This is a genomic window from Vibrio sp. PNB23_22_6 (assembly GCF_052877535.1).
In genome coordinates this window covers 1-13,744 of the sequence record NZ_JBNFXP010000041.1, presented here as the reverse complement: position 1 = coordinate 13,744, position 13,744 = coordinate 1, and the positions used below count along the sequence as shown (strand labels likewise).

12 protein-coding genes are annotated in these 13,744 nt (G+C 43.8%); 7 read left to right on the top strand and 5 right to left on the bottom strand.

Features of this window, described 5'->3' with window-relative positions; all coding sequences use genetic code 11:
- Nucleotides 1-91: 91 nt before the first annotated feature.
- From prpF to ACVA54_RS19060, 4 genes are all read left to right on the top strand, one after another.
- Nucleotides 92-1,279: a 2-methylaconitate cis-trans isomerase PrpF gene (gene prpF, locus ACVA54_RS19075; protein ID WP_099081206.1), complete on the top strand. Its 1,188-nt coding sequence runs from the start codon at nt 92-94 to the stop codon at nt 1,277-1,279.
- Between the two features lie 44 nt (nt 1,280-1,323).
- Nucleotides 1,324-3,201 carry a propionyl-CoA synthetase gene (locus ACVA54_RS19070; protein ID WP_446619650.1) on the top strand — a complete coding sequence of 626 codons (1,878 nt, stop codon included), beginning with the start codon at nt 1,324-1,326 and terminating at the stop codon, nt 3,199-3,201.
- Between the two features lie 130 nt (nt 3,202-3,331).
- The gene (locus ACVA54_RS19065; protein ID WP_099081204.1) at nt 3,332-3,811 is read left to right on the top strand and encodes a GNAT family N-acetyltransferase; all 480 of its coding nucleotides are present in this window, start codon (nt 3,332-3,334) and stop codon (nt 3,809-3,811) included.
- Between the two features lie 222 nt (nt 3,812-4,033).
- Nucleotides 4,034-5,464: a bifunctional NUDIX hydrolase/phosphatase PAP2 family protein gene (locus ACVA54_RS19060; protein WP_446619651.1), complete on the top strand. Its 1,431-nt coding sequence runs from the start codon at nt 4,034-4,036 to the stop codon at nt 5,462-5,464.
- Nucleotides 5,465-5,526: 62 nt separating this feature from the next.
- Here the strand turns inward: ACVA54_RS19060 and ACVA54_RS19055 are convergent, their stop codons facing one another.
- Complete coding sequence (locus tag ACVA54_RS19055; RefSeq protein WP_446617779.1) at nt 5,527-6,336, bottom strand: Cof-type HAD-IIB family hydrolase; 810 nt, start codon at nt 6,334-6,336, stop codon at nt 5,527-5,529.
- 165 nt (nt 6,337-6,501) lie between these two features.
- Here ACVA54_RS19055 and queE point away from each other — a divergent pair, with 165 nt between their 5' ends.
- Complete coding sequence (gene queE / locus ACVA54_RS19050) at nt 6,502-7,152, top strand: 7-carboxy-7-deazaguanine synthase QueE (RefSeq protein WP_172438208.1); 651 nt, start codon at nt 6,502-6,504, stop codon at nt 7,150-7,152.
- Between the two features lie 14 nt (nt 7,153-7,166).
- Complete coding sequence (gene queC / locus ACVA54_RS19045; RefSeq protein WP_099081201.1) at nt 7,167-7,850, top strand: 7-cyano-7-deazaguanine synthase QueC; 684 nt, start codon at nt 7,167-7,169, stop codon at nt 7,848-7,850.
- Here queC and ACVA54_RS19040 read toward each other — a convergent pair.
- The 4 genes from ACVA54_RS19040 to ACVA54_RS19025 all read right to left on the bottom strand — a co-directional run bounded on the left by ACVA54_RS19040 (nt 7,837) and on the right by ACVA54_RS19025 (nt 12,365).
- Complete coding sequence (locus tag ACVA54_RS19040; protein ID WP_446649863.1) at nt 7,837-9,789, bottom strand: diguanylate cyclase; 1,953 nt, start codon at nt 9,787-9,789, stop codon at nt 7,837-7,839. The two genes, queC and ACVA54_RS19040, sit on opposite strands and share 14 nt — an antisense overlap.
- A gap of 186 nt (nt 9,790-9,975) precedes the next feature.
- Nucleotides 9,976-10,329 (bottom strand): DUF2750 domain-containing protein, encoded by a 354-nt coding sequence (locus tag ACVA54_RS19035; RefSeq protein ID WP_099081199.1) that lies wholly within the window; start codon nt 10,327-10,329, stop codon nt 9,976-9,978.
- A gap of 111 nt (nt 10,330-10,440) precedes the next feature.
- Nucleotides 10,441-11,055: an OmpA family protein gene (locus ACVA54_RS19030; RefSeq protein WP_446649862.1), complete on the bottom strand. Its 615-nt coding sequence runs from the start codon at nt 11,053-11,055 to the stop codon at nt 10,441-10,443.
- Nucleotides 11,056-11,057: 2 nt separating this feature from the next.
- Nucleotides 11,058-12,365 carry a TolC family outer membrane protein gene (locus ACVA54_RS19025; RefSeq protein WP_099081197.1) on the bottom strand — a complete coding sequence of 436 codons (1,308 nt, stop codon included), beginning with the start codon at nt 12,363-12,365 and terminating at the stop codon, nt 11,058-11,060.
- A gap of 405 nt (nt 12,366-12,770) precedes the next feature.
- Here ACVA54_RS19025 and ACVA54_RS19020 point away from each other — a divergent pair.
- On the top strand, nt 12,771-13,744 hold a 974-nt coding region (locus tag ACVA54_RS19020; RefSeq protein WP_446649861.1), incomplete at its 3' end, for an Ig-like domain-containing protein.

Below are 13,744 nucleotides of genomic sequence, written 5' to 3'. Positions count from 1 at the left end.
ACACGGCCGATGAAGTGCATGTCTACCAAGCGGGCGGGGTACTACAGCGCTTTGCACAAGACTTTTTGGCGCAATAAGGAGAATAAACAAAATGGAAAAAGCAGTACAAAGCCAAATAAAAGTGCCAGCAACGTATATGCGCGGTGGGACGAGCAAGGGCGTATTTTTTAACTTAGAGGATTTGCCATCGGAGGCACAAGTCGCAGGCAAAGAGCGAGACAATCTATTGCTGCGCGTGATTGGCAGCCCTGATCCTTATGCAAAGCAAATCGATGGAATGGGCGGCGCTACGTCAAGTACGAGTAAAGCTGTGATTGTTTCCCGCAGCACTCAGAAGGACCACGATATCGACTACTTGTTTGGCCAAGTATCCATCGATAAGCCATTCGTTGACTGGAGTGGCAACTGTGGAAATTTATCAGCAGCAGTGGGGCCGTTTGCGATTCACTCGGGACTTATCCCTCAAGACCGCATACCAGAAAATGGCATCGTAACAGTGAAAGTATGGCAAGCGAATATCAGTAAAACCATTTTGGTTCATGTGCCAGTAGTGAACGGTTTTGTACAAGAAACTGGGGAATTCGAGCTAGATGGGGTGACTTTCCCTGCGGCAGAAATTCAAGTGGATTTCGTCGACCCTGCGGATGGTGAAGGCAGCATGTTCCCAACCGGGAATTTAGTCGACGATTTGATGGTACCGAATGTCGGTACTTTCAATGCCACCTTTATCAATGCGGGTATACCAACGATATTTGTTGATGCTGATTCGATAGGCTATCAGGGTGCAGAATTGCAAGATGACATCAACAACGATGAAGTCGCATTGGCGATGTTCGAGTCAATCCGAGCTCACGGGGCACTCAAAATGGGGCTGATTACGTCATTAGAAGAAGCGCAAACTCGCCAGCATACGCCTAAAATCGCGTTTGTATCGAAACCAAAAGATTATTTATCTTCGAGTGGCAAGCCGGTAGCCGCTGGAGAAGTGGATGTCCTGGTGCGTGCGCTCTCTATGGGTAAATTACACCACGCAATGATGGGGACGGCGGCAGTGGCCATTGCATCAGCAGCTTGTGTTCCGGGAACCTTGGTAAACTTAGCAGCAGGTGGTGGTGATAAAGAGTCAGTCACCTTTGGCCACCCATCGGGCACGCTGAAAGTCGGTGCGAAAGCGAAAGAAACCGATCAAGGCTGGGTGGTAGAGAAAGCCACCATGAGTCGCAGTGCGAGAATACTTATGGAGGGCTTTGTACGTGTACCCTCCACTGTCTTTGGATAATTTATAGCTGAAATTCAACCTCAGGACATACTGGAGGATGCAATATGTCTGCATATCAGAAAGAATACCTTTGGGCACAGACGGAGCCAGAAGCCTTTTGGCGATCCCAGGCAGAGAATATCGACTGGTTTGATGCGCCAAATACCATCTTAAATGCTGATGAACATGGAATTGAACGTTGGTTTCCTGATGGTGTGCTTAATACCTCTTGGCTCGCACTGGATTACCATTGCGAGCAAGGCAGAGGGGACAAAACCGCGCTGATTTATGACTCACCAGTGACAGGCAATAAGCAAAGCTACAGTTACAAAGCGTTGCGTGACCAAGTTGCGAAAGTGGCAGGGATGCTATCTAGCCAAGGAGTGAGGAAAGGCGATCGAGTGGTCATTTATATGCCAATGATCCCAGAGGCAGCAATGGCAATGTTGGCGTGCGCACGTTTAGGCGCGATTCACTCTGTTGTATTTGGCGGGTTTGCGCCCAATGAACTTGCGGTTCGGATCGAAGATGCAGAGCCAAAAGTCATTCTTACGGCCTCTTGTGGGGTTGAAGTTAACAAAGTCATTCCGTACAAGCCGCTCGTTGATCAAGCCATTATGGATAGCCGATGGAAGCCCGAAAAAGTGTTTGTGTTGCAGCGTCCTCAATGTGAGGCAGAGCTGAATTTAGAACGCGATTTAGATTGGCAGCAAGAATACAACAGTGCGTTGCCGCACGCTTGCGTACCTGTATTGTCGACCGATCCGCTGTACATCCTATATACATCGGGAACAACAGGTAAGCCGAAAGGAGTTGTACGTGATAACGGTGGTCATGCGGTTGCGATGAAGTACTCAATGACCTCTATTTATGATGTGCATCAGGATGGTGTTTTTTGGGCTGCTTCGGACGTTGGTTGGGTTGTAGGACACTCGTATATTGTGTACGCACCATTGATTCATGGTTGTACAACCGTCCTATTTGAGGGTAAACCTGTTCGTACGCCAGATCCAGGTGCTTTCTGGCGAGTATGCGATGAATACAACGTTGATGTGTTGTTCTCTGCGCCAACAGCGTTTCGAGCAATAAAGAAAGAGGACCCAGATGGCGAGTTCATCAAGCAGTATGATTTATCAAAGCTGAAAACCATCTTTATGGCTGGGGAGCGCTTAGACCCTCCAACATTGGAGTGGGTGGAGTCCAAAACAAATAAACCTGTCATCGATCATTGGTGGCAAACCGAAACGGGCTGGGCTATCGCAGGTAACCCGACAGGTATTGAGATGATGCCAGTAAAAGCCGGTTCGGCAACGAAGCCTATCCCTGGGTATCAGGTAGAGATCCTTAACGAACTTGGGCTTCCTGTTGCAGCAAATCAACAAGGCTTCGTCGCTTTGAAACGGCCGTTACCACCCAGCTGTTTACCGACGATATGGCGTAATCATGACCGATTTGAAACAGGATATTTAAGCCAGTTTCCCGGTTACTACGTTTCCGGAGATGGTGGTTACCTTGATGAATATGGTTACCTATTTATTATGGGGCGTATCGATGATGTCATTAACGTAGCTGGGCACCGCTTATCAACGGGCGAAATGGAAGAAATTGTCGGTGGGCACCCTGCGATTGCCGAGTGTGCGGTTGTCGGTATCCATGACGAGCTGAAAGGCCAATTGCCGCTTGGTTTTGTGGTGTTAAAAGACGGCATTAAAGTGGATGAGTTAACTCTGGAAGGAGAGTTGGTCGGTAAGGTTCGTAGTCAGATTGGTGCGGTGGCTTGCTTCAAACATGCATTGGTTGTGGATCGATTGCCAAAAACCCGCTCGGGTAAGATTTTACGTCGTACCATTCGTCAAATTGCTGATGGTGAGAAGTACGCAATTCCTTCTACGATTGATGACCCAAGTAGTTTGAGTGAAATCGAAAGGGTACTCAAGCGTTAGTTAGGTCGTTAATATTATATTTGTTCGCGCCCCGCATCGTATTGGTATTCGGGGCTTTTCTCTTAATCTTGCTTGCCATAAATCATATTTGATAACACACTATGCGGGTTCTTGTTCAGGAATTCTTTCTATGTCGACACTTGTTATCAAACCCGCCTGTTTCAACGATCTAGAGTCTCTCAATGACCTTATGTTTGAACTGCATGATGAACACCACCTGCAATCTCCAGAGCTGTTCAAAACGGCAGAAGAGATTGAGCAAGAAAAAAGCATTGCTCGTTATCTTGATAATCCGGAGTGCTTGGTCTTTGTAGCAAAGGATGAAGATGAAATCATCGGCTTTATTTCAGGTCACTTCTGTGAATTGATCTCTACCGTAAGTAAACCTGTCTTGATGGGTAGTGTTGATGAGTTATACGTATTACCCGATTATCGTAAGCAGGGGGCCGCGAAAGCCTTGATAGATAAGATGGAAGCGACGTTTCTTGATTATGGTGTAAAACAGATGTTTGTCGAAGTATGGGATTTTAACCAAACGGCAATTGCACTGTATCAAAAACATGGTTTTGGTCATCATATCCACTGGTTAAGAAAGTCACTCAACAAGTGATAAGTGTGACGTGATAGGTGCTACTTATAACATGTTTATCTATCCAATCCCAAACCTAGGTCCTTTAGCAAACGTTGTATTAACAATGAGAATGGAAGGGATCGACGTAATTACTTTTGACAGCAAATTAATATAACTGGCAAAATCTCGCACTGTATTTCGGGTTGTGTCTTTTTTTTGTCAGAACCATACTGGCGATCATTTTTTAAGGTTGTATTTTTTGTGCTGAGACCGCTATTTATTCTTGTCCTATATTTTCTTTCATTTCTGGTCGCCCCTTTTGCGATAGCAAATCCTTCATCCGACAGTTTGAAAGGTGCCCTTTGTATTGTTCGTGTCGACGACAAAATTGTACTCGTACATGAAGTATTAACGGACAGAATTTCATTACCTGGCGGAACCATTATAGAAGGTGAATCCCCCCAACTAGCGGCACAAAGAGAGACATGGGAAGAGACGGGACTGGTTGTCACCGTAGGTGAAGAGCTTGGACGAACAGACACGGCAATTTTCTATGATTGTGCATCTGATTCGGATGTGATCGCGTTTTCTATGGAAAATGCGTTAGGTGCCAATGAGCTCCCAACGTGGTTTGCTCCACATTATGGGGTAGAAATTGCGTCTGCGATGTTATTACCTCCTAATGAATTAATTGCTTCGCTGTACCGCTATCCATCACAGTGGAATGACATTCTTCGCTTTTACAATGATGCGACGGATCAATCCGTGGTGTACGTCAACCAGTTGATTGAATCAGCACCTTCATTTAGGCAGTTAGAATTGACTTGGATGGTTGATTTACAAACTTGGGCTAGCTCTTTCTCAGAAAACAGTCGCGCTACCGCATGTGAGATAGCGAAGTTAGTGACCGGATTAACTAATCCCACATTTTTACTGTTTTTATTTCCCTTTGTCATGATGCGATTCGGTATTGGCTTTGTTTATCGCCTGTTTTTTGCTCTGACGGCTACCTCTTTGATGGTGTTAGTCGCACAGCAAGGCTTTGCTTTGCCAAGGCCGCATGTTTATACGCCCATTGCAGAACTTACTCACAGTTTTGGTTTTAGTTTCCCAAGTCTGCCAATCGCGATCTGGTCCTGTGTGGTGACCTTCATCTTCCAAAAGACGCAGCGTTTTGGTATTAACCGAGAAACACTATGTGTCAGCGTTGTAACTTTGTTTGTGATGGCATGTAAGTTCTTTTTGGGTACGGCATTTATTCTGGATATGATGATTGGCGCGGTGTTAGGTGTTTTAGTCGCTTGGCATGTGCTGCGATTGGAAGCCAAGCCTGACATAAATGTCGATCAATTGCTGAGTTCAAAAGGCGTTTGGTTCACCATGACCATAATTACAGCGGTACTCTCCATTCTTTGGCCTCTACCTGTGTTTGTTAGTTGGTTGGCCATCATTATTACCACATCTGCATTGGTCTTGGCTTTTAAGAATACCTCAGCAAGGTTTGATCGCCGTCAGATGCTGTTCGTGATATTGGTATTGTTATTGGTTGATCAATTGTATTTATATTCAGTATCAATGGTGTCATTTAGTGGTTTTTGGTCACTCGTGTTTAAAACGTTACACTACCCAATACTGATGTTACTGTTCATGACTTTGGCGAAGAAACTAACGAGAGACAATAGAACTGAGTAATATCAACGAACCAAAAAGCCTCGTCAATGCGAGGCTTTTTATTGAGCTTAAAACCCTGTCCGTTATGGATTTAACACAAACTTTTCGATCGACCTAGCAACACCGTGATCATCATTACTTTCAGTAATGTAATCTGCGATTTGCTTCGTTTCTGCCATTGCATTTGCCATCGCTATACCAAGACCTGCGTATTGCAGCATGTGGTGATCATTCTCAGCATCACCCATACAAATTACCTCTTCGGCTTTAATACCAAGGTATTCAGCAATAGCAGCAACCCCAATGCCTTTGTTACTTAAAGGGTTAAGGAACTCAAGGAAAAATGGGGCACTCTGTACGACGGTAAACTCTTCACGTAGTTCAGTAGGCAGCGCAGCAATCACATCATTCAGCGTATTAGGCTCGGCAACCATCATTGCTTTAATGATTGGGTGATCGTCTTCCAATGCTTCGAAGTTCATCTCAGTAATTTCTAATCCATTGATTTTTGCTTCGATATCAGTGTAAGGGTTGTTTTCTGTGGTGATTAATCCATGCTCTTGACTGAATGCATGCACGAATGCGCCAAGCTCTTGTGCGTTGCGTGCGATCTTCTTTGCCGCCTTACCATCGATAATTTGTTGATGAATAATTTCATTGGTGCCAATGTTCTTTACCATTGAGCCGTTGTAGTACAAGACAAAATCTTTATCTGAATCAATGCACAGTTCATCGAGCTTATCTTGCATCCCTTCAAGTGGGCGACCAGAAGCGAGAACAACAGTAACACCCGCTGCGCGTGCTTTAGCGATGGCTTGTTTGTTCTCTTCTGAAATTATTTTATCGCTGTTTAGCAACGTGCCATCCATATCGAGGGCGATCAGTTTGTACATCATTACTTACCTTTAAAAATGGGAAACCTGCGTATGAAACTACAAAAAGACCCATTTTAACATTTAATTTTTGGTTTAAATTGACCTGAGTGCGCCTCTCTATTAATGTCTTCGCCTCAAAGTATAATGAGTGGAGTGAGTGCTGCGTTGTATAAGCTAAATGAGATGTTTGAAACCATCCAAGGGGAAGGGGTTTTCACTGGTGTACCTGCAGTTTTTGTGCGCTTGCAAGAGTGCCCAGTGGGGTGTTCTTGGTGTGATACGAAACAAACTTGGTATGCGGAAGCGGAAGATCAGCGTCAGATAGGTGACATCTTAGTGAAAATGGAAGATTCACCAACGTGGTGTTTAGCCTCTGCCGATGACATCGTAGAAGAATATAAAAAACAAGGTTTTAACGCGAAGCATATCGTCATCACTGGTGGTGAGCCGTGCATTTACGACTTACGTTCACTCACGGCGGCGTTTGAAGCCATGGGTTGTCAGTGCCAAATTGAAACAAGTGGCACATCGGAAGTTTTGACTTCTGAAAACACATGGGTGACGGTGTCACCAAAAGTAGCAATGAAGGGTAAGCTTCCTGTACTGAAAAGTGCGTTAGAGCGTGCAAATGAAATTAAGCATCCGGTTGGCACTCAAAAAGACATTGACCAATTGGATGTGTTGCTTACCTCTGCGAAGGTATCAATGAAAACCATCATTGCGCTTCAACCAATCAGCCAAAAGTCTCGCGCAACACAACTGTGTATCGATACGTGTGTTGCTCGCAACTGGCGTTTGTCGATTCAAACTCATAAATACTTAAGTATTGCTTAAGCTTGGAGAATAAAATGAAAAAAGCGGTTGTTGTTTTCAGTGGTGGGCAGGACTCTACAACATGTTTAGTTCAGGCGTTGAAAGAGTTTGATGAAGTTCACGCCATTACATTCGACTATGGTCAACGTCATAAACTAGAGATTGAAGTTGCTGAAAGATTAGCGAAAGATTTGGGTGTCGCTGCACACAAAGTGATGGATGTTGGGTTACTCAATGAGTTGGCAATCAGTTCATTGACGCGTGATGATATTCCTGTCTCTCATGAGTTACAAGAAAACGGTTTGCCAAACTCTTTTGTACCTGGCCGTAATATATTATTCCTAACTTTAGCGGGTATTTACGCATACCAAATTGGTGCAGAAACGGTGATTACAGGTGTGTGTGAGACCGATTTTAGTGGCTACCCAGATTGCCGTGATGAATTTGTTAAAGCAATGAACAGCGCGCTAGTTAAGGGGATGGATCGTCAATTTGAAATCAAAACGCCACTAATGTGGTTAAATAAAGCCGAAACTTGGGCATTGGCTGATCAGTATGATGCCTTGCAACTGGTGCGTGAGAATACGCTTACTTGTTACAACGGCATCATTGGTGACGGTTGTGGCGACTGTCCGTCATGCGATTTACGCAAAGCGGGTTTAGATGATTATTTAAACAATAAAAATGTTGTCATGCAGTCGTTGCTTAAAAAGCAGTAATTGGCAGATCAATAGGTTCGTTATAGGCGTCAACAATGGTATTACGGCCATTCTTCTTCGCCTGATATAAAGCTTGGTCTAAAATCGCATAAAGCTCATCAAAGTTAGTTAGAGCTTTAGATGTCGAAATATAGGCCAAGCTTGCCGTAACGTTGAGTAATTGATTTGTTTTCGTTTTTATCGGCTTCTCTGAAATCGTTTTGTGTAGACTATGTACACGAAATTGCACATCAATATCGTCAACGTTCTTCAATAGTAGAACAAATTCCTCACCACCTAACCGACCCAAGTATTCACCTTTATTGAGCTTAGATCGAAGTGCTTTGCAAACCTGTTTTAATACAAGATCCCCTGTTGGGTGACCGAAGTTATCATTGATCAGCTTAAAGTTGTCTAGATCCAATAACACTAAAACGTAGCGCATATCATCAGTACATTGATAGCATTGAGCCTTGATTTTATCGATTATCGCACTGCGATTGAGTGAACCCGTTAGGCTATCTAAGAGCGATTTGTTACGCGTTTTTCGTTGTACATAGAAGATAGCTAATAGCAGCGTCAACAAACAAAATATCACAAAGATATAGGCGCGTTTCTGTTCGTTAAATTCACTGAACTCAAGTAATTTTAGATTACGTTCATTCGCTATTTTGGTGAGCTGAAGTTCGTACTCATATTCCTTTTTTGTTAGGTCTAGTGCTTCAATCGCTTTGATGTTGTTGCTATCTCGGGTTGCTAACTCAAGGGTAACGTAATTCTCAAAGTGAAAGAGGGCGGATGAAAGATCTTCTGTCTGGCGGTAGCCATGAGACAGTAGAAGTTGCGCTTTCGCTTGTAGAGCATTTGTTGAGTTTTCGCGAGCTAACGTCAAAGCAGCCTTGCCGTGTTCGATTGCCAGGTCCACCATACCGTGCATCAGGTAAGCTTCACCAGCAGCTAGGTGGCTTTCTATTTGTAATCGTTTGTTATTATGCTGCTTTCCAAGCTCAAGTGCTTTCTTTATGTAAGGTACTCCACTTTTAAAATCCCCAGATACTACATACTCAGAACCTAAACCTAAGTAGGTTAAGCCAAGTCCATAAGGGTGGTTATGCTTTTCAAGGATCGTCATTACGTTTTTATAGTGGGTGATCGCTTTGTCTAGTTCATTTTGCTTGCTATACATCGTGGCGAGGCTGTGCTCAACTTGCGCCACCTCTCTTGGCCTCCCATCCAGTTGACGAGCAAGTAACGCTTGAATGAGATATTGCTCAGATTGTTCAAACTGGCCTAATTCAATAAGCAAAACACCAACATCATTATAGACACCAGTTGGGTCACTCTGTGATGGCATTTCTTTAAGTAAGCGGCGATATAGCTGTAATGCCGTCTCATACTCGCCTCGAAAATCATAGTTATTGGCGATGACACGCATTGCAAGATCTTCAGGAAAACCTTCATAATGATTGTCCTCTAAGTGATTCGCAAGTGAGGAGCAATAGAAGTTTGCTTTGTGATATTGCCCTTGTCGATTGAGTATGTAACACAAATGAAAATTCATCAGTGCGGTACTTTCAACGTCAGAATACTGTTTAGCGTTTTCCCGTAATGAGGTAAAAATATTTACAGAGGTATCGTAATTACCCTTTTTATATTCTGAGAGCGCAAGGATGTACTTTGATTCCAGTTTTGCAAAGCGGTTACCAAGCACTTGACTGCTACCGTAGTATGGTTGATTGATGTTCGACATGTACTCATAAATCATCCCACTCACATACAATTTTTCATGATTTGTATTAGCAGTGTGGTATCGGTCTTGAAGCATGGCCAATGCAGATTCACTACTCGTTTTAATGGTGGATTGGTAAACGGAATGCCATTGGGTGAAGCGTTGTGAGTCACTTGCGTTTGCTTGGTTGAATAAAAGTAATGAAGCAAGCAAAGAGAGTAGGGGACGCATAGTGATGTAACCTTATATTCTTATTATCACGTTTGATTCGGTATTATATACCAATGATATGTTGTGCCAGATGACAAAAGTCGAGAGGAATTGTGGTGGGGTTGACAAAAACGATCCGCTCTGTCGATCTTGAAGCGAAATTAAGAAAAGGTAGGCCTTCGCAGTGATCGCAAAGGCCCTAGATGTTTAGTCGATGTAAAGCTTAGCTAAATCTTGAGGTTCCATTTCTTTACCCTCTAGCTGCGCATTCCAGTTAGTACCAACAAGAACACCATCTTCAGCAAGAGTTAGAAGCCAATCTTCTACAAAGATATCAAGTGGAATTTCTAGGACTTTGAAGTCGGCCCATTCTTCAACATTATGTGCTACTGCATCTTCTTTAGTCGACCAGAAAGGCATGACTTCGCTGTTTTCGAATTCAGTTGAATCGCAAGATAGCCAGCCTTCTTCATTACGCAGACCCCAAACCAATTGGTTTTGTTTAGTTTCAGTAACGAAAAGATCTAAGTTTGCTTGGATATCTGATGTAAGTTTGCTCATTTCAAAACTCTCATTGTTATGACGTGGTTAGATTAGCACTAAAGCGCCGATTTCTAAAGCATAATACGGATAGCGGAGCTTGAAAAAGAAAAGGAGCCGAAGCTCCTTGCACTAACTTTTTGGAAGAGTGGTAAATATAGACCACTCTTTCTTGACCTCACCTTTGTAGCCGATGACAGAAGCGGTGACACGGCGGTTTAGAGCATGACTTACTTCGTCGGTTCCTGCAGTAGCAAGGCGTGTATCTCCAAAGCCGATAATTCGCACACGCTTGGCTGCAATACCATAATTTAACAGCATTTGGCGAACATTCTTGGCACGACGCTCTGAAAGTGCTTGGTTGTGATCAGTTCCCCCAGTTTTACTTGCATAGCCGCGAAGTTCGATAGTGGTGGTTTTGTACTCTTTAAGAAAGTCGGAAAGTTCGCGGATTTGGCGCTGGAATACAGGTTCGATTTGATCGGAATCGTTGGCAAAGAGAACTCTTACCTGCATTTTTTCTGAAGACTTAATGTATTCACCACAACCATCATTGTCGATTTCTGAACCGATTGGCGTGCCTGGACATAAGTCACGCGTATTGATGACACCATCACTATCATCATCCATCAAATCTGCAATTTGCTCCGCAGTTGGTGCTGGCTGGTAGTCGTATTCCTCCTGCGCTATTGCCGGATATGCCGTTGCCATAACCCCTAAAGCTAATAGAATCTTAATTGCATCCATGCTTAGTACTCCACCTTCTGATTCCACTCTGTTGGTACGTCAACACGCAGGGCGTTTAATAATTGTCCCGTCGCGTTCATGACTCGATACTTCGCATACTGTTCACCGTATTTTGCATCTATGTAATCTTTTCTTGCTTGGAACAATTCATTTTCCGTGTTGAGCAAGTCAAGGAGAGTTCGTTTGCCAATCCGATACTGTTTTTCATAGGCAATGACTGTTTCTGATGTGTAGTCGACGTGATCAGAGAGGAATTCTTTTTGCTGTAGCGTCAGAGCCAATGCGTTCCACGACAACCGTAGTCCTTCTTCGACATTACGATAGGCGCGTTCACGTAAATCTTTTGCTTTATTTAACTGGTATGCAAAACTCTCAGCATTAGCTACATCACTACCACCGTTAAACAGATTGTAGCGCATTCGAATCATTGCGGTGGTTTCATCGCTTTGGCCTTCAAAGCCACCGGCGTCATCACGCCATGTCTGAGCCGCTTCAAGCGAAATCGTTGGGTAGTAAGTCCCTTTTGATTGCTTGTATTGAAACTTTGCTGAGTCGACGTCTGCGATAGATATTTTGATTACTGGGTGGGAATTAAATGCCAAGTTGATCGCATCATCAACCGTATATGGGATGAAGTTTTGATCTGCTCTTGGAAAAATGAGTCCTTGGGGAGATTGACCAACAATACGAGTGAACATTATATGGCTATCAAACAGGTTATTTTGCGCAGCGGCAAGATTACCGTGAGCTTTTGCTAAACGTGCTTCTACCTGAGTTAAGTCTACGGTAGAGCCGATACCGGAGTCGACGCGCTTTTTAACATTTTGATAGATTTTTTTATGAACTTTCAAGTTGCTTTCTGAAAGCGCTAAAATTTCGTATGCTTTTACCGCATCTAAATACACGTTCGTGACCTCTAGTGCAGTATCTTGTGCGTCAGCAAGTAATTGATAGCGAACAGATTCTGCATCGGCTGCTGTGCGTTCGATGTCATTCAGCGTTGCTGAACCATCCCAAATTAATTGAGACAAAGTAATCGTTGCTTCTTTGCGAGTTAGATCGGTTGAGTCTCTTTGTTCTGCGGGATCGATACCCTCATACCCGATCCCTGCGTCGAGATCGACAGATGGAAGGTATGCACCGCTCGAGGCGTTATTCACATACAACTTGCTCACGTATTCATTGTACGCGCTTTTGATGTCAGGGTTAGTTTTAAGCGTGTTTTCAACCGCTTGCTCTAAAGTTTGCCCTAAAGCAGGGCTAGCGGTGAGTACACCTAAACAAAAGGCGTTGGCATGAGTCCACTTCACTGTGATTCTCCTAAATAAAGTAATGTCAGAGACAAAAATAATTCTTATAAATGAGATGTCTCCATGGGCGTCAATAATTTAACGCACAACGCAGTGCATAATCAACCTTACAATTCATCCACATAGCGTAGTGACGGTAAAAAATTATTAATTATTAATTATTAAGTGCAAGCGTTGGTTATTCTGAACGGGAATCACTCTTTTAAAGCGTTTTTGAGAATGTTGTTCTTTAAATAAATGCAATTGGTTTCGCATTGTTGTCTTGGTGAGTAGCATACACAATATGTGACCTGAACGTTATAAATTGGTGTTAAATTACTGTTATTGCGTTATATTATGAGGCAAAATATGTCAAATCATTATTATTAGTCAAAATATTGGCGTAACTTTCGGTTAGGGGTTTAGATGGAACGTACAACCTTGGTATCACTTGGTGAGCAACTCGTTGTAATAGGTTTGGATGGGCAATTAAAAGTCCTTAATGAGAACCAGCAGCCCTTAATAGGGGAAGTTATCATTGCTAAGAATGAGGCAAAGTCAGATGGTTTTCAGGTACAAGTTGTAAATGAAGACGGAATTCGAGATGTTTCTGATGATGTTGCTCAGATCATCGGGGCATTAGAAGCGGGCCAAGATCCTACCTTGCTAGATGAAGACTTTGCACCAGCCGCAGGTCAAAATAATGGCTCTAGTCTGCAAGCAAGCGGAACAATCGACCGAACTGGCGTAGAGTTGCTCGCGGACACCAATTTTGAAACAAGTGGTTTGCAATCTTTGGGTTTATCAGAAACGCAAAGTCTTACTCTGCTCGAACAGTTCAATATTTTTGAACCAATCTTTGTCGATTTAAACAACCAACCTATTGGTGCTGACCTTGAGGTCACTACTGACGAAGATACACCAATCAGCGGCAAACTGAACGCAACTGACGTTGATGGCGACAAGCTGACCTTCAACAAAGGTAGCGATCCGACTAACGGTTCAGTGACGGTAGATACCGACGGTAACTGGACCTACACCCCGAACGACGATTACAACGGCTCAGACAGTTTCACCGTTGAGGTGTCTGACGGCCAAGGTGGTACGGACACGATCACCGTAAATATTGGCGTGACACCAGCGAACGACGATCCTGAAATCGTTGACAGTAATGGCGCGCCGCTTGGTGACGACATCTCAGTTGAAACCCCAGAAGATACGCCAGTCAGCGGCAAACTGAACGCAACTGACGTTGATGGCGACGAGCTGACCTTCAACAAAGGTAGCGATCCGACTAACGGTTCAGTGACGGTAGATACCGACGGTAACTGGACCTACACCCCGAACGACGATTACAACGGCTCAGACAGTTTCACCGTTGAGGTGTCTGACGGCCAAGG

Coding starts and splice junctions, on each gene's coding strand:
- ACVA54_RS19035 (WP_099081199.1), bottom strand. CDS start 10,329: ATGAGCAAACTTACATCAGATATCCAAGCAAACTTAGATCTTTTCGTT.
- queE (WP_172438208.1), top strand. CDS start 6,502: ATGTTTGAAACCATCCAAGGGGAAGGGGTTTTCACTGGTGTACCTGCA.
- ACVA54_RS19070 (WP_446619650.1), top strand. CDS start 1,324: ATGTCTGCATATCAGAAAGAATACCTTTGGGCACAGACGGAGCCAGAA.
- prpF (WP_099081206.1), top strand. CDS start 92: ATGGAAAAAGCAGTACAAAGCCAAATAAAAGTGCCAGCAACGTATATG.
- ACVA54_RS19055 (WP_446617779.1), bottom strand. CDS start 6,336: ATGTACAAACTGATCGCCCTCGATATGGATGGCACGTTGCTAAACAGC.
- ACVA54_RS19030 (WP_446649862.1), bottom strand. CDS start 11,055: ATGGATGCAATTAAGATTCTATTAGCTTTAGGGGTTATGGCAACGGCA.
- ACVA54_RS19065 (WP_099081204.1), top strand. CDS start 3,332: ATGTCGACACTTGTTATCAAACCCGCCTGTTTCAACGATCTAGAGTCT.
- ACVA54_RS19040 (WP_446649863.1), bottom strand. CDS start 9,789: ATGCGTCCCCTACTCTCTTTGCTTGCTTCATTACTTTTATTCAACCAA.
- queC (WP_099081201.1), top strand. CDS start 7,167: ATGAAAAAAGCGGTTGTTGTTTTCAGTGGTGGGCAGGACTCTACAACA.